This window comes from Nitrospirillum karajorum, assembly GCF_036348415.1.
GTDB classification, from domain to species: domain Bacteria; phylum Pseudomonadota; class Alphaproteobacteria; order Azospirillales; family Azospirillaceae; genus Nitrospirillum; species Nitrospirillum amazonense_B.
This window is the reverse complement of record NZ_JAZBQB010000003.1, coordinates 1907503-1921775: the sequence shown is the minus strand read 5'-3', so window position 1 is coordinate 1921775 and position 14273 is coordinate 1907503. Positions and strand designations below refer to the sequence as shown.

Here is a 14273-nt window from a genome sequence, read left to right as displayed (position 1 = left end):
ACGGTCAGGGTTCCTATGCGGAGGGGCCCTCTCGACGGAGAGGTCAGGCCACCAGCTTCTCACCGATCAGGATGGCGAGCAGCAGGAAAAGATAGAGGATGGAATAGGCGAACATCTGCTTGGCGGCACGGTGGGTCTTGTCCAGCATGACCCGCACGGCGCACAGGATGAACAGCAGGCTCAGCACCGTGGCCCCCACCAGATAGGCGACGCCGCCGACCCCGAACCAGTGCGGGGCGATGGCGATGGGCAGCAGCAGCAGAGTGTAGGCCAGCATCTGGCGCTTGGTCGCCGCCTCGCCCGCCACGACGGGCAGCATGGGCACGCCGGCGCGGCTGTAATCGCCGCTGCGGAACAGGGCCAGCGCCCAGAAGTGCGGCGGCGTCCAGAAGAAGATCAGGCAGAACAGCAGGATGGGGCCGATGCTGACATCGCCCGTCACCGCCGCCCAGCCGATCATGGGTGGGAAGGCCCCGGCCGCCCCGCCGATGACGATGTTCTGCGGCGTGCGGCGCTTCAGCCACATGGTGTAGACGAAGACATAGAAGGCGTTGGCCACGCCCAGGATGGCGGCCGCCACCCAGTTGACGGCCAAGCCCATAAGCAGGACGGACGCGACCGACAGCACCACACCGAAGGCCAGCGCCTCATCCGGGTTCACCTTGCCCTGGGGGATGGGGCGTCCGCGGGTGCGTTCCATGACCGCGTCGATGTCGCGGTCGTACCACATGTTGATGGCGCCCGCGGCGCCCGCGCCCACGGCGATGCACAGCAGGGCCACCACCGCCAGCACGGGATGCAGGGTTCCCGGCGCCACCACCAGGCCGGCCAGGCCGCTGAACACCACCAGCGACATGACCCGGGGCTTCAGCAGGGCGATGTAGTCGGCAACGGTACCCGGCAGGCCGGTGGCCTGGGCGGGAACGGTCTGGCCTTCAAAGGCGGTATCGGTCATCTGTCTCGCATCTCATCTGACGCCTGTACCCCTGGATGATAGGGGACCCTTCCCATGCGGGGGAAGGGCAGCGCCTTTAATCAGGCAAAACCGCGCGGGAAGCCACCCCTCCCGCGCGGTCGTCGCCTATGCAGCCGGTGCCACCCTCAGCACCTCACTTGATGCGGGGCAGAACCTCGAACTGGTGGAACGGCGGCGGGCTGGACAGGGTCCATTCCAGCGTCGTCTCACCCGTGTTCCAGTAGTCGGCGCCGACGCGGCGGCCGAACATCAGGGTATAAAGGGCCATCACGACGAAGAACAAGGTGGAGCCGAAGGAAATGTAGGCCCCGATGGAGGAGATTTGGTTCCACATGTGGAAGGCGTCCGGGTAATCCGGGATGCGGCGCGGCATGCCCTGCAGCCCCAGGAAGTGCTGGGGGAAGAAAATCAGGTTCACGCCGATGAAGGTGGTCCAGAAGTGCAGGTGGGCCGCCCACTCCGGATGCTCCCGGCCCGACATCTTGCCGATCCAGTAGTAGTAGCCGGCGAAGATGGCGAAGACGGCGCCCAGGCTCAGCACATAGTGGAAGTGGGCGATGACGTAGTAGGTGTCGTGCAGCATGACGTCCAGGCCGCCATTGGCCAGGACCACGCCGGTCACGCCACCCACGGTGAACAGGAAGATGAAGCCGATGGCCCAGACCATGGGCGGCTTGAACTCGATGGAGCCGCCCCACATGGTGGCGATCCACGAGAAGATCTTAACGCCCGTGGGCACGGCGATGATCATGGTCGCCGCGGTGAAATAGGCGCGGGTGTCGACGCTCAGACCCACCGTGAACATGTGGTGCGCCCAGACGATGAAGCCGACCACGCCGATGGCGACCATGGCGTAGGCCATGCCCAGGTAGCCGAACACCGGCTTGTGCGAGAAGGTGGAGATGATCTGGCTGATGATGCCGAAGGCCGGCAGGATCATGATGTAGACTTCGGGGTGGCCGAAGAACCAGAACAGGTGCTGGAACAGCAGCGGGTCGCCACCGCCGGCCGGGTCGAAGAAGTGGGTGCCGAAGTTGCGGTCGGCCAACAGCATGGTGATGGCGCCGCCCAGCACGGGCACGGCCAGCAGCAGCAGGAAGGCGGTCACCAGCATCGACCACACGAACAGCGGCATCTTGTGCAGGGTCATGCCCGGCGCGCGCATGTTGAAGATGGTGGTGATGAAGTTGGCCGCGCCCAGGATGGAGGAGGCGCCGGCCAGGTGCAGGGCGAAGATGCCCATGTCGACCGACGGCCCGCTGTGCCCCAGGGCGGAGGACAGCGGCGGATAGATGGTCCACCCGGTGCCAGCACCCGGCCCGATCAGCGAGGAGGAAACCAGCAGCAGGAAGGCGGGCACCAACAGCCAGAAGCTGATGTTGTTCAGCCGGGGAAAGGCCATGTCCGGCGCGCCGATCATCAACGGCACGAACCAGTTGCCAAAACCGCCGATGACGGCGGGCATGACCACGAAGAACACCATGATCAGGCCGTGGGCGGTGATCAGCACGTTCCACTGCTGGCCGATATCAGCGGACAGGTGGTTCAGGATCTGGATGCCCGGCTCCTGCAATTCCATGCGCATGACCACCGAGATGGCGCCGCCGATAAGGCCGGCGATCACGGAAAAGATCAGGTAGAGCGTGCCGATATCCTTGTGGTTGGTCGAGAACAACCACCGCTTCACGAACCCGGGCTTATGGTCGTGATGCGCGTCGTGAGCCGTATCGTGGGCTGCGTGCGCCATAATTCCAGTTCCCCTCGTTAATCTCTGCCGGGGTTTAAATCAGACAGGGACGGTTCAGCGCGCGGCGCCATTATCCGTCGCCAGGGCCGTCTTGGTGGTCGCCTTCGCCGCTTCCAGCGACGCGAGGAATTCACGGCCCGCATCGATGCCCGCGGTCTTCGTCTTCTCCGCCCAGGTCTTGTAGTCCTCCTTGCTGACGGCATGGACGACGATGGGCATGAAGCCGTGGTTGGTGCCGCAGATCAGCGTGCACTGGCCGTAGAAGGTTCCCTCGACACTGGCCTGCAGCCAGGTTTCGTTGATGCGGCCGGGCACGGCGTGCAGTTGCACGCCCAGCGAAGGCACGTACCAGGAATGGATGACATCGGCGCCGGTCAGCAGCAGGCGCACGGGCGTGCCCACGGGCACCACCATTTCATTGTCCACCGTCAGCAGGCGGGGCTGGCCCGGCTTCAGGTCGCTGTCGGAGACGATGTTGCTGTCGAAGGCGATGTCGTTGTTGTCCGGGTATTCGTAGGACCAGTACCACTGGTGCCCGGTGATCTTCACCGTCAGTTCCGGATTGGGCGTGCGGTCGCCATAGTACAGGACACGGAAGGACGGCACGGCCACGATCACCAGGATCAGCACCGGCACCACCGTCCACGCCACCTCCAGCAAGGTATGGTGGCTGGTCTTGGACGGAACGGGATTGGCGCGGCGGTTGAAGCGCACCATGACCGTCAGCAGCAGCAGCGACACGAAGGCGACGATGCCGATGATGATGTAGAGCAGCAGGCTGTGGAAATTCTCCAACTGCACCGCCACGGGCGAATAGGCATGCTGCATGCTCAGCTTGCCCGCCTCGGGCATGCTCACCACCGGGTCGGCCAGCGCCACGGAAGCGCGCCCCGCCAGGGCCGTCAAAAGGGCCGCGAAGGCGGCGGCGTTCTTGCGTACGGACATCCCTTACCACTCTCTCGTTGACGGGGACGCGTGACACGTCCCACCCGAAGATTGTCCTGGTGACCCACGCCGGCCTTGCGCGCCCCCTGTTCAGGCGCCAGCCAAAGCGCGGGATGCCGCCCCATCCTCCCGATTATTATGGGGCCCCGTCGTTTATCGCCTGGGCCCTCCCCTCCCTCCCGTTGCGGCGGGCGGAGCGGAGATGGCGTTCGGCTATCGAGGCACCTGCCCGGGAGTTCAGACCCAGCATCGCAAGCCTTCCCTATGGCTAAGGAACACCTGCATCATGGCAGACCATACCGTCCCCAATCCTTGACGTAAAGCGGACAACGCGTCCCAGCCGACACCGTTGGGCGTACAGGGCCACCGGCCGAACCCGCCAAGGTGGCGCGGCCGGGCATTGCCGCCATGGTCTTGGAACGGCACCGCGAATTGCGCGCAGCGCCTTTCCCCTGGCGATGGCGGCACCGGCACGCCATGTTAAGAGGGACACGCCCACCTGGGGCATTGGCCCGTCGCCCTTTGCCCCCTGCCCGCTGTTTGGAGTTCCTGACCCATGAGCTTGCTCGCACAGACCGACGATCTGTTCTTCACCCGTGCGGGGCTGGACCGCGCGCGCACCGAATCGATCGTCGCCGACGCGCTGAAGGGCGGCGACGACGGCGAGCTGTTCCTGGAATATGCGCAGTCCGAAGGCGTCTTCTGGGATGACGGCAAGCTGAAGAGCGCCTCGTTCGACACCACCCAGGGCTTCGGCCTGCGCTCCGTCGCTGGCGAGACCACCGGATTCGCCCACGCCTCCACCCTGTCGGAGGACGCGCTGAAGCGCGCCGCCGCCACCGTGCGCACGGTCCAGGCCGGCCACGGCGGCACCTATGCCGAGCCGCCGGTGGGCACCAACCGCGCCCTCTACGCCGCCGACAACCCGCTGGCCCTGGTGCCGTTCGAGGCCAAGGTGAAGCTGCTGGCCGACATCGACGCCTACGCCAGGGGCCGCGACCCCCGCGTCCGCCAGGTCAGCGCCAGCCTGAGCGGCGAGTGGCAGGCGGTGCAGATCATCCGCGCCGACGGCCACCGCGTGGCCGACGTCCGCCCGCTGGTGCGCCTCAACGTCTCGGTCGTCGTTGGCGAAGGCGACCGCATGGAGGCCGGCAGCTTCGGCGCCGGCGGCCGCGTCGCCTATGAGCGGTACATGCAGCCGGAAACCTGGCGTCGCCATGTGGACGAGGCCCTGCGCCAGGCGCTGGTGAACCTGGCGGCCATCCCGGCCCCGGCGGGGGAAATGCCCGTGGTGCTGGGGCCGGGCTGGTGCGGCGTCCTGCTGCACGAAGCCATCGGCCATGGGCTGGAGGGCGACTTCAATCGCAAGGCCACCTCCGCCTTCTCCTCCCTCATCGGCCAGCGGGTGGCCGCCCCCGGCGTGACCGTGGTGGACGACGGCACCCTGGAAGGCCGCCGCGGCTCCATCACCGTGGATGACGAGGGCACGCCCAGCCAGTGCAACACCCTGATCGAGGACGGCATCCTGGTCGGCTACATGCAGGACCGCATGAACGCCCGCCTGATGGGGGTGAAGCCCACCGGCAACGGCCGCCGCCAGGGCTTCAGCAGCGTGCCCATGCCGCGCATGACCAACACCATGATGCGCTCCGGCGACCGCACGAAGGAGGAGATCCTGGCCTCGGTGAAGCGCGGGCTGTACGCCGTGAACTTCGGCGGCGGCCAGGTGGACATCGTCTCGGGCAAGTTCGTCTTCTCCGCCTCTGAAGCCTATCTGATCGAGGACGGCAAGATCGGCCCCTCGGTCAAGGGCGCCACGCTGATCGGCAACGGCCCGGACGCCCTGACCAAGGTCACCATGATCGGCGATGACAGTTGCCTGGACGAGGGCATCGGCGTCTGCGGCAAGCAGGGGCAGAGCGTGCCGGTGGGCGTGGGCCAGCCCACCCTGCAAATCGACGGCCTGACCGTCGGCGGCACGGCGGCCTGATCCAGGCAAACGGGAGGCGGCCATGGGTAAGAGCCCGGACGAGATGATGGCCGCCATCCTGCGCAACCTGCCGGCCAAGACCGGCCGGGATGCGGATGCCTGGACGGCCCTAATCAAGGCCGAGGGGCTGGTGGAACCCAAGGTCTGCGCCCGCTGGCTGAAAGAAATCCACGGCCTGGGCGGCGCCACCGCCCAGGTGCTGGCAGCCCACGCCCTGGGGGGCATCCATGACCTGCCCCCGGCCCAGCGCCTGGACAAGCTGTATGACGGGCGGGAGGCCTTGCGCCCCATCGGCGACCGCCTGACCATCCTGGCGCAGGGCCTGGGGGCGGAGGTCACCAGCACCGTCCTGTCCACGATGATCTCCTTCAGCGCGGGTCTGAAGTTCGCGGAGGCGAAGCCGGTCGGCAAGGGGCGGATCGATCTGGGCCTGGCGCTGGGACGCGATCCGGGTCCCATGATCTCCCTGCCCCTGATCCCGGTGAAGACGGCGGACGCCCGCGACCGCATCACCTATCGCATCCCCCTGACCTCGGTCGACGCCATCACCGGCGACGTGGCCGACTGGCTGTCGCGCGCCCACGCCCGGACACGCGGCCGCGGGCCCTGAGATCGCGCCCCTAAGGACACAACGGCGACAGCGGGCCTCATCCTCACCCGTGTAAGGGCGACACAGGTGAGCAGGGGGCATCCGCCATGGGCAAGTATTTGGTTCCGTCGTTTCTGATCATGATCGCGCTGGCGGCGCCCGCCATCGGGGCCACGGCCCAAGACGCGACCACACAGACGCCCGCCACCCCGGCCCCTGCCTCCTCGGCCTCGGCGGCCTCCGACCCGACAAAGGATCAGGCGGCGCCCCCCTCTGCGACCGCCACCCCGGCGGATGCCACGGCAACAACCGCCCCGGAGTCGACGGACAATCAGCCAAAGCAGAAGCCAGTCAAGAAACACTGCCCCACCACGGGCAGCCGGTTGGGAGGCGATTGCCAGGCGGGCGGGCAGGCGGACCCGCGCCAGGTGCTGGAGAATCGCACCAACCCCTCGGGCATGCTGCCGCCCCATTGAGGTTTTTGGACGCGCTCATCCTTTTTGGAACGGGGCGCCCGCTGAGCAATGCTTGGGATTAAGATACGGCTTGCCCACACGACCATAGCGCGCATTAATCCGTTTGTTACCGCTCACAAAACAAACGGAGGTTTCATGCGTCGTCATCCGCTTTTGCTGGCCGCTTTCTCCCTGTCCCTGCTGACCGCGGGCTGCCAGACTCAGCCCGCCCCTGAGCAGACCGCCAACGCGGCCCCGAAAGCCGCGCAGACACAGTGCGTGAACACAGGCAGCCGACTGGCCCGCAGCTGCAACGATGTCAGCCACGCCGACCCGAAAGACCTGCTGAACCGTCCGATGACCGGCAAGACCCCCGGCTCCTGAGGCCCCGCCAAGCGCGGCTGAAAGAGCGCCAAATTAGGGAGGAATCCCGGCCCGCCCAGGCCGGGAGTAAGCCAAGGTCCGTCAACGGACCAGCCTCAGTAAGCGTACTCGGCGTAAACGCGGTCGATATCGCCGCCCCATTCCCCATTGAACTTGTTCAGCAGCTCAGTGGCCGGCGAGACGCCGCTATCCACGATCTCCTGCAGCGCGTCCAGGAAGTGGCTTTCGTTGTCACCCATGCCCGCCATGCGCGCCCGCCCATCCAGGCCAGCGCGGGAGATGGCGACCGTCTGGCGCGCCAGATCCAGCACCGTGCCGCCACGGAACGGCGTGTCGAGGCCCAGGCGCGGCACGTTGTTGCGCAACTGCGCCCGCTCCTCCTCCGTCCAGTCCTTGATCAGGTCCCAGGCGGCGTCCAACGCCGTGGTGTCGTACAGCAGGCCCACCCACAGGGCCGGCAGGGCGCATAGGCGGCGCCACGGTCCACCGTCGGCGCCGCGCATTTCCAGGAAGCGCTTCAGCCGCACCTCCGGGAACAGGGTGGTCAGATGGTCCACCCAATCGGTGATCAGCGGCCGCTCACCCGGCAGGGCCGGCAGTTCCCCGCGCAGGAAGGCGCGGAAGTCCTGGCCCGAGGCGTCGATGTACTGGCCATCGCGATAGACGAAGTACATGGGCACGCCCAGGGCGTGATCGGCGTAGCGCTCGAAGCCGAAGCCGTCCTCGAACACGAAGGGCAGGTCGCCGCAGCGGTCGGGATCGGTGTCCGTCCACACATGGCTGCGCAGGCTCTGGAAGCCGTTGGGCTTGCCCTCCTTGAAGGGGCTGTTGGCGAACAGCGCCGTGGCGATGGGCTGCAGCGCCAGGCTGACCCGGAACTTCTTCACCATGTCGGCTTCGGAGCTGAAGTCCAGGTTGACCTGCACGGTGGACGTGCGGGTCATCATGTCCAGGCCCATGGTGCCCTTCTTGGGCATGTAGTCGCGCATGATGCGGTAGCGGCCCTTGGGCATCCAGGGAATGTCCTCCCGCGCCCACTTCGGGTTGAAGCCTAGGCCGATCATCCCGATGCCCAGGTCCGCGCCGATGGCCCGCACCTGGGCCAGATGCTCCGACACCTCGCCACAGGTCTGGTGGATGGTGCTGAGCGGCGCGCCCGACAGCTCGAACTGGCCGCCCGGCTCCAGGGTGATGCTGGCCTGTCCCCTGGTCAGGGCGATGATGTTGTCGCCCTCCTTCACCGGGGTCCAGTCATAGCGCGACGCCATTTCGGTCAGGATGCGGCCGATGCCCTGCTCCCCCTCGTAGGGCAGCGGGCGGTTGTCGCCCAGGCGGAAGGCGAACTTCTCATGTTCCGTGCCGATGCGCCAGGCGTCCGCCGGCTTGCAGCCCTGTTCCAGGTATTCGACCAGCTCGCGGCGGTCAGTGACAGGGGTACCCGGGCTCTTAGGCGGCGCAGACATCTGGTCAGTCCTTCTTCACAAGGCTTGGTTCACAAGGCACGGGGTAGAGGCACAAGGCGGCGGGACGGCGGGGGTGATGATGGCGGCGCCACCGCCCCACCATATCGCCGAACCATACTCAGCGGAACGGCGGGCGCGCGTCCTGCCCCGGGGCGGATGTCCAGTCACCGGCCAGCGCCTGCCAAACGGCAAGCACGGCGAAGGCGGCCGTATCCGCCCGCAGAATGCGGGGACCCAGTCCTACCGGGACAACAAAAGGTGTTTTGGCGAGCCGGTCAAGCTCACCGGGATGGAGGCCCCCCTCCGGCCCCACAAGGAACGCCGCTTTGCCCCCCGCCGCAGTAGCCGCCATCACAGCCGCGGCCAAGGGCTGGGCCGCCCCCGTTTCCGCCGCCACGAACAGTGGGCGGTCCTGGGTGGCGGGATTGTCGGGCCAGGCGTCCAGCACGTCGTCCAGATCGGCCAGCGGATCGACCACCGGCACGGACAGGCGCTCACACTGTTCCGCCGCCTCCACCGCGTTGGCGCGCAGCCGGTCCAGGTTGACGCGGGGCACGTCGCCCCGGCGGGTCAGTACCGGGCACAGGCGGGCGACGCCCAGCTCCGTGGCCTTTTCCACCACATATTCCGTCCGCCCGCCCTTCAGCGGCGCGAACAGCAGCCACACGTCCGGCACGGGCGCCGGCGGGCGCGTCCGCTCCAGCACGGCGACCGTGCCGCCGGATTTGGTGAGGGTGGCGATTTCCGCCAGCCATTCCCCGCCCGCCTCGTTGAAAACCAGCAGCCGGTCCCCAGGCGCCTGGCGCAGCACACCCCGCAGGTAATGCGCCTGGTCGCCCGACAGCCCGGCCGCCTGGCCAGCCGCCAGGGGCGCGTCGAGATGCAGGCGGGTGCGGGGACGGTCAGCCATGGGTGTCAATCGCGGGGATGGAGAAAGTAGACGGAACGAGTACGGACTAGATGCGGAACATTCGTCCTTTTGTCCATTCTACCATTTAACACTCAAGCATTTTTCATGGGTCTGCCCAGCCGCCGGACAGGTGACCGGCCCGCCCGTTCCCGCTAAGGTCCCGCCGACCGACCCGAAGCCGAGGCCCCACTCCATGCCCAGCGAGACCAGCGAACCCCTAGGCGCCGGCCATACCGACATCCGGCGGGGCAACTGGGTGGACCGATACCTGCCGGCCCCGGCGCGGCCCTACGCGCGCCTGGCGCGGCTGGACCGGCCCATCGGCACCTGGCTGCTGCTGCTGCCCAGCTGGTGGTCCATCGCGCTGGCCGTCCAGCCGGGGCACGCGCCGGACCTGGGACTGATGGTCCTGTTCGCCATCGGCGCCGTGGTCATGCGCGGGGCCGGCTGCACCATCAACGATATCCTGGACCGGAAGTTCGACGCGCTGGTGGAGCGTACCCGCGTGCGCCCCATCCCCAGCGGCGCCGTCAGCGTGCCCCAGGCCATCGCCTTCCTGATCGCCCAATGCCTGGTGGGCCTGGGCGTTCTGGTACAAATGAACGGCGCCACCATCGCGCTGGGCGCGGCCTCGCTGGTCCTTGTGGCGGCCTATCCCCTGATGAAGCGCATCACCTGGTGGCCTCAGGCCTTCCTGGGCCTGACCTTCAACTGGGGGGCGCTGCTGGGCTGGATGGCGGTGCGGGGGGACATCGCCTGGCCGCCCGTCCTGCTCTACGCCGGCGGCATCCTGTGGACCCTAGGCTATGACACCATCTACGCCCACCAGGACCGGGAGGACGATGTGAAGGTGGGCGTGAAGTCCACCGCGCTGCGCCTGGGGGCGGCGTCCAAGCGCTGGATTCTGGGCTTCTACGCCGGCGCCACGGCGCTGTGGGTGGCGGCGGTGGCCGCCGCCGGCATCCACCCCCTGGCCTATCTGGGCGTGGGCGCCACCGGCGCCCTGCTGCTGCGCCAGGCCTGGCACTGGCGGCCCGATGACCCGGCCGACAGCCTGGCCGCCTTCAAGGCTGCGCGCATCGCCGGCTGGGTGCTGCTGGGCAGCATTATCCTGGGCATGGCGGGCGCGTCTTGAGCGGCGGCCCGGTGGACCGCCCCGCCTTCATCCGCGCCAACACGGCGCCCGAGGCCCCGGCCCTGGTGCCGGAGCTGACCCTGCTGACCGCGACCGAGATCACGCCCCTGTGGCTGGCGACAGAAGAGACGCTGGCCGCCAAGGATCTGCCGCCGCCCTTCTGGGCCTTCCCCTGGGCCGGCGGCCAGGCGGTGGCCCGCCATGTGCTGGACCATCCGGAGCTGGTGCGCGGCCGCCGCGTCCTGGATTTCGCCGCCGGGTCCGGCTTGATCGCCATCGCGGCGGCCAAGGCCGGCGCCGCCAGCGTCACCGCCGTCGAGATCGACGCCTACGCCATCGCCGCCATCGCGCTGAATGCCCAGTTGAACGGCGTGTCCGTGACGGCGGAGGAGCGCGACGTGGTGGGCCAGCCCCTGGCGGACATCGACGTGGTGCTGGTGGGCGATGTCTGTTACGAGAAGCCGATGGCCGAGCGGGTCATGGCCTGGCTGCGCGCCCTGGCCGGCGATGGGCTGGTGATCCTGATGGGGGATCCCGGCCGTACATACCTGCCGAAGGACGGCCTGGTCCCCCTGGCGACCTATCGCGTGCCCACGACGCTGGAGCTGGAGGACCGCACCCACCGCGACAGCGTCGTCTGGCGGGTGGAGGCTTGACCTGGCGGGGCCGCATCCGCTCCTTTACCGCCTAATTCCCTACCCTGGACGTTTCCCCATGCCCTACGCCTCCCTGCGTGAGTTCATCGACCGGCTGGAACAGTCGGGCCGCCTGGTGCGGGTCAAGACCCCGGTGTCCACCGTGCTGGAGATGACCGAGATCCAGACCCGGCTGCTGGCCGAGGGCGGCCCCGCCGTGATCTTCGAGAACGTGACCAAGGCGGACGGCACCCGGTCGGAGATGCCGGTGCTGGTCAACCTGTTCGGCACGGTGGAGCGGGTGGCCTGGGGCATGGACCGCGAGCCGCATGAGCTGCGCGACGTGGGGGAGACGCTGGCCTTCCTGAAGCAGCCGGAGCCGCCGCGCGGCCTGCGCGACGCGTGGGAGATGCTGCCCCTTGTGAAGACCGTCATGGCCATGCGCCCGCGCACGGTGGGCAGCGCCCCGTGCCAGGAGGTGGTGCTGACCGGCGACCAGATCGACCTGGGCCGCCTGCCCATCCAGAGCTGCTGGCCCGGTGAGCCCGGTCCCCTGATCACCTGGCCCCTGGTGGTGACCCAGGGCCCCACCGCCAACGACCGGGACGGCATGGCGGAGGACCGCTTCAACCTGGGCATTTACCGCATGCAGGTGCTGGGGCGCGACCGCACCATCATGCGCTGGCTGAAGCACCGTGGCGGGGCGCAGCACCATCACCGCTGGAAGGCCGCCGGCAAGCGGGAGCCCCTGCCCGCCGCCGTGGTGCTGGGCGCCGACCCCGGCACCATCCTGGCCGCCGTGACCCCGGTGCCCGAGACGCTGTCGGAGTACCAGTTCGCCGGCATGCTGCGCGGCAAGAAGGTCGACCTGGTGGACTGCAAGACCGTGCCCCTGAAGGTGCCGGCCCAGGCCGAGATCATCCTGGAAGGCTATGTCTCGCTGGACGAATACGCCGACGAGGGCCCCTACGGCGACCACACCGGCTATTACAATTCGGTGGAGAAGTTCCCCGTCTTCCAGGTCACGGCCATCACCATGCGCCGCGACCCCATCTATCTCTCCACCTTCACCGGCCGGCCGCCGGACGAACCCTCGGTCCTGGGCGAGTCCCTGAACGAAGTCTTCATCCCCCTGCTGCGCCAGCAGTTCCCGGAGATCATCGATTTCTGGTTGCCGCCGGAGGGCTGTTCCTACCGCATCGCCGTGGTGTCCATGCGCAAGGCTTATCCCGGCCACGCCAAGCGGGTGATGATGGGCGTGTGGTCCTTCCTGCGGCAGTTCATGTACACGAAATGGGTGATCGTCGTGGACGACGACATCAACGCCCGCGACTGGAAGGACGTGATGTGGGCGGTGTCCACCCGCATGGACCCGGCCCGCGACATCACCGTCATCGAGGGCACGCCCATCGACTATCTGGACTTCGCCAGCCCCGAGTCCGGGTTGGGCGGCAAGGTCGGCCTGGACGCCACCAACAAGCTGCCCCCCGAAACCCACCGCGAATGGGGTGAGAAGATCGCCATGGACGCCAAGACGGTGGAGGAGGTCAGCCGCAAATGGGCCAGCTACGGCCTGCCGGGCAGTGGCAAGCCGATCTGGCGGAAGTGAGCCGGATGCCCAGAGCGGATCGCGGAAAAGCGGAATCGCTTTGGAGCGTGAATCCGCTCGCTTAATAAGGACTTAGAGCCGAGCGCGTTTCTGGTTAAACGCGCTCGGCTCTAAATTCAGCCGCCGCCGGAACCGCTGTCGTTTTCCGGTTGGCGGCTGATGCGCAGAGTGGCGCCATCCGGCCGTGCGATCTCGACAATGGTCTCCAGCCGGGTGAGACGGCGCTCATGATCGGCCAGCGCCTTGGTCGTCTCGCGGCGCAGATCGGAAACGGTGCCATCCAGCCGCTGCACCCGTTCCTCAATCAGCACGACAGTGCGCAGGCCGCTCAGGATCTTTTCGCCGAAACTCATGAGGAGCGACGCTCCCGCACCTCATCTATCGCCGCCTCGGCTTCGGCGATGGATCGGTCCAGACTGGCCAGGATGCGCGGGGCGGCGTCCGCCAGGGTAGCCAGCAGCGCTTCGATCTCATCGCGGTTTTCCGCCAGATCGTCTTCAGCGACCCGCCGGCGCACGAACTCGGAAGTGGAGACGCCCAGACGCTTGGCCTGTGCCGTTAGACGCCGCTTTTCCGTCGGCGTCATCTGAACCACCAGTCGGGCTGTCGCAGCCATCGCCGTTTTCCTTCATGTCCATGGACATCCCATGGACATGATCACACCAAGGGCCGACGACGGCAAGGCGCCGTCAGTAAATATCCCGGATCGCCGCCGCCAGCCACATGACCGTGGCAGCGTCCGTCTCGCGGGCACCGGGCTGGACGAAGCCGAAGTGCAGCAGATGCTCATCCACCACCGCCGGGGCCATGCCGCAGGAGGCGTGGACCTCGGTCACGCCGGTCTGGCGGATGAGGTCCACGGCGTTGTCGGCGTTCACGCCGCTGCCGGCCATGATGCTGATGCGGCCCTGGGCGTGTTCCACCAAGTCGGCGATGGTCTCAACCCCCTCGACCGCCGAGCGGGCGCCGCCGGAGGTCAGCACCCGCTCGAACCCCAGTTCGATGGCGATGTCCAGCGCCTCGATGGGGTCGGGGGTCAGGTCGATGGCGCGGTGCAGGGTCAGGCCCAGGCCGCCGGCCCGGTCCACCAGGATGGACAGCGCCGCCGCGTCCAGTTCACCGTTGGGCAGGCTGGCGCCCAGCACCACCCCCGGCAGGCCCAGGGCCCGCGCCGTATCGATGTCGTCGCCCATGACGTCCAGGTCGGACGGGCCATAGACGAAGTCGCCGGGCCGGGGGCGGATCATGGCGTAGGCGGGCTTGCCGCAGGCCGCCGCCAGGGCCATCAGCCCGCGGGACGGGGTCAGGCCGCCCACCACCAGCGCGGCGCACAGTTCCAGCCGGTCGGCCCCGCCCTTGACGGCGGCGGCCACCCCCGCCGGGCTGTCCACGCACACTTCCAGCCGCACGCAATTCGTCTCCACCCGCGTCATCC

Annotated in this window: 15 protein-coding genes; 7 read left to right on the top strand and 8 right to left on the bottom strand. The window is 67.9% G+C overall.

Annotation, left to right across the window (positions count from 1 at the left end):
- Positions 1–43: 43 nt before the first annotated feature.
- The 3 genes from cyoE to coxB form a co-directional block, all read right to left on the bottom strand.
- Positions 44–955: a heme o synthase gene (gene cyoE, locus UCD39_RS22605; RefSeq protein WP_330497971.1), complete on the bottom strand. Its 912-nt coding sequence runs from the start codon at positions 953–955 to the stop codon at positions 44–46.
- A gap of 154 nt (positions 956–1109) precedes the next feature.
- Positions 1110–2723 carry a cytochrome c oxidase subunit I gene (gene ctaD, locus UCD39_RS22600; protein ID WP_145729731.1) on the bottom strand — a complete coding sequence of 538 codons (1614 nt, stop codon included), beginning with the start codon at positions 2721–2723 and terminating at the stop codon, positions 1110–1112.
- 54 nt (positions 2724–2777) lie between these two features.
- Positions 2778–3668, bottom strand: a complete 891-nt coding sequence (gene coxB / locus UCD39_RS22595) for a cytochrome c oxidase subunit II (protein WP_330497970.1) — start codon at positions 3666–3668, stop codon at positions 2778–2780.
- A gap of 556 nt (positions 3669–4224) precedes the next feature.
- Here coxB and tldD point away from each other — a divergent pair.
- The 4 genes from tldD to UCD39_RS22575 all read left to right on the top strand — a co-directional run bounded on the left by tldD (position 4225) and on the right by UCD39_RS22575 (position 7086).
- On the top strand, positions 4225–5658 hold the full coding sequence (gene tldD / locus UCD39_RS22590; RefSeq protein WP_330497969.1) for a metalloprotease TldD: 1434 nt from the start codon (positions 4225–4227) through the stop codon (positions 5656–5658).
- Positions 5659–5680: 22 nt separating this feature from the next.
- The gene (locus UCD39_RS22585; RefSeq protein ID WP_330497968.1) at positions 5681–6268 is read left to right on the top strand and encodes a DUF5655 domain-containing protein; all 588 of its coding nucleotides are present in this window, start codon (positions 5681–5683) and stop codon (positions 6266–6268) included.
- Positions 6269–6354: 86 nt separating this feature from the next.
- Positions 6355–6723 carry a hypothetical protein gene (locus tag UCD39_RS22580; RefSeq protein ID WP_330497967.1) on the top strand — a complete coding sequence of 123 codons (369 nt, stop codon included), beginning with the start codon at positions 6355–6357 and terminating at the stop codon, positions 6721–6723.
- A 135-nt stretch (positions 6724–6858) separates the two neighbouring features.
- Positions 6859–7086: a hypothetical protein gene (locus UCD39_RS22575; protein ID WP_330497966.1), complete on the top strand. Its 228-nt coding sequence runs from the start codon at positions 6859–6861 to the stop codon at positions 7084–7086.
- Positions 7087–7181: 95 nt separating this feature from the next.
- On the opposite strand, the gene UCD39_RS22570 is transcribed toward UCD39_RS22575, so the two are convergent.
- Together UCD39_RS22570 and UCD39_RS22565 are read right to left on the bottom strand one after the other, a co-directional pair.
- Positions 7182–8549, bottom strand: a complete 1368-nt coding sequence (locus tag UCD39_RS22570; protein ID WP_145729737.1) for a glutamate--cysteine ligase — start codon at positions 8547–8549, stop codon at positions 7182–7184.
- A gap of 118 nt (positions 8550–8667) precedes the next feature.
- Positions 8668–9459, bottom strand: coding sequence for a 16S rRNA (uracil(1498)-N(3))-methyltransferase (locus UCD39_RS22565; RefSeq protein ID WP_330497965.1), 792 nt, complete (start codon positions 9457–9459; stop codon positions 8668–8670).
- Between the two features lie 193 nt (positions 9460–9652).
- On the opposite strand from UCD39_RS22565, the gene ubiA reads away from it, so the two are divergent.
- Genes ubiA through UCD39_RS22550 form a run of 3 tightly spaced genes read left to right on the top strand, consistent with a single transcriptional unit; the run spans position 9653 to position 12838 of the window.
- Complete coding sequence (ubiA, locus tag UCD39_RS22560; protein WP_330497964.1) at positions 9653–10594, top strand: 4-hydroxybenzoate octaprenyltransferase; 942 nt, start codon at positions 9653–9655, stop codon at positions 10592–10594.
- Entirely contained in the window at positions 10591–11250 is a 660-nt protein-coding gene (locus UCD39_RS22555) for a class I SAM-dependent methyltransferase (protein WP_330497963.1), read from the top strand. The genes ubiA and UCD39_RS22555 overlap by 4 nt, the downstream gene beginning before the upstream one ends.
- A gap of 58 nt (positions 11251–11308) precedes the next feature.
- On the top strand, positions 11309–12838 hold the full coding sequence (locus UCD39_RS22550) for a UbiD family decarboxylase (protein WP_330497962.1): 1530 nt from the start codon (positions 11309–11311) through the stop codon (positions 12836–12838).
- Between the two features lie 116 nt (positions 12839–12954).
- On the opposite strand, the gene UCD39_RS22545 is transcribed toward UCD39_RS22550, so the two are convergent.
- The 3 genes from UCD39_RS22545 to UCD39_RS22535 all read right to left on the bottom strand — a co-directional run bounded on the left by UCD39_RS22545 (position 12955) and on the right by UCD39_RS22535 (position 14271).
- Positions 12955–13191: a hypothetical protein gene (locus tag UCD39_RS22545; RefSeq protein ID WP_330497961.1), complete on the bottom strand. Its 237-nt coding sequence runs from the start codon at positions 13189–13191 to the stop codon at positions 12955–12957.
- Positions 13188–13454 (bottom strand): plasmid mobilization protein, encoded by a 267-nt coding sequence (locus UCD39_RS22540; RefSeq protein ID WP_330497960.1) that lies wholly within the window; start codon positions 13452–13454, stop codon positions 13188–13190. The genes UCD39_RS22545 and UCD39_RS22540 overlap by 4 nt, the downstream gene beginning before the upstream one ends.
- Before the next feature lie 73 nt (positions 13455–13527).
- Positions 13528–14271 carry a copper homeostasis protein CutC gene (locus UCD39_RS22535; protein ID WP_330497959.1) on the bottom strand — a complete coding sequence of 248 codons (744 nt, stop codon included), beginning with the start codon at positions 14269–14271 and terminating at the stop codon, positions 13528–13530.
- Positions 14272–14273: the final 2 nt, after the last annotated feature.

Coding starts and splice junctions, on each gene's coding strand:
- UCD39_RS22580 (WP_330497967.1), top strand. CDS start 6,355: ATGGGCAAGTATTTGGTTCCGTCGTTTCTGATCATGATCGCGCTGGCG.
- UCD39_RS22535 (WP_330497959.1), bottom strand. CDS start 14,271: ATGACGCGGGTGGAGACGAATTGCGTGCGGCTGGAAGTGTGCGTGGAC.
- UCD39_RS22545 (WP_330497961.1), bottom strand. CDS start 13,191: ATGAGTTTCGGCGAAAAGATCCTGAGCGGCCTGCGCACTGTCGTGCTG.
- ubiA (WP_330497964.1), top strand. CDS start 9,653: ATGCCCAGCGAGACCAGCGAACCCCTAGGCGCCGGCCATACCGACATC.
- coxB (WP_330497970.1), bottom strand. CDS start 3,668: ATGTCCGTACGCAAGAACGCCGCCGCCTTCGCGGCCCTTTTGACGGCC.
- UCD39_RS22575 (WP_330497966.1), top strand. CDS start 6,859: ATGCGTCGTCATCCGCTTTTGCTGGCCGCTTTCTCCCTGTCCCTGCTG.
- UCD39_RS22570 (WP_145729737.1), bottom strand. CDS start 8,549: ATGTCTGCGCCGCCTAAGAGCCCGGGTACCCCTGTCACTGACCGCCGC.
- UCD39_RS22550 (WP_330497962.1), top strand. CDS start 11,309: ATGCCCTACGCCTCCCTGCGTGAGTTCATCGACCGGCTGGAACAGTCG.
- tldD (WP_330497969.1), top strand. CDS start 4,225: ATGAGCTTGCTCGCACAGACCGACGATCTGTTCTTCACCCGTGCGGGG.
- cyoE (WP_330497971.1), bottom strand. CDS start 955: ATGACCGATACCGCCTTTGAAGGCCAGACCGTTCCCGCCCAGGCCACC.
- UCD39_RS22540 (WP_330497960.1), bottom strand. CDS start 13,454: ATGGCTGCGACAGCCCGACTGGTGGTTCAGATGACGCCGACGGAAAAG.
- UCD39_RS22565 (WP_330497965.1), bottom strand. CDS start 9,459: ATGGCTGACCGTCCCCGCACCCGCCTGCATCTCGACGCGCCCCTGGCG.
- ctaD (WP_145729731.1), bottom strand. CDS start 2,723: ATGGCGCACGCAGCCCACGATACGGCTCACGACGCGCATCACGACCAT.
- UCD39_RS22585 (WP_330497968.1), top strand. CDS start 5,681: ATGGGTAAGAGCCCGGACGAGATGATGGCCGCCATCCTGCGCAACCTG.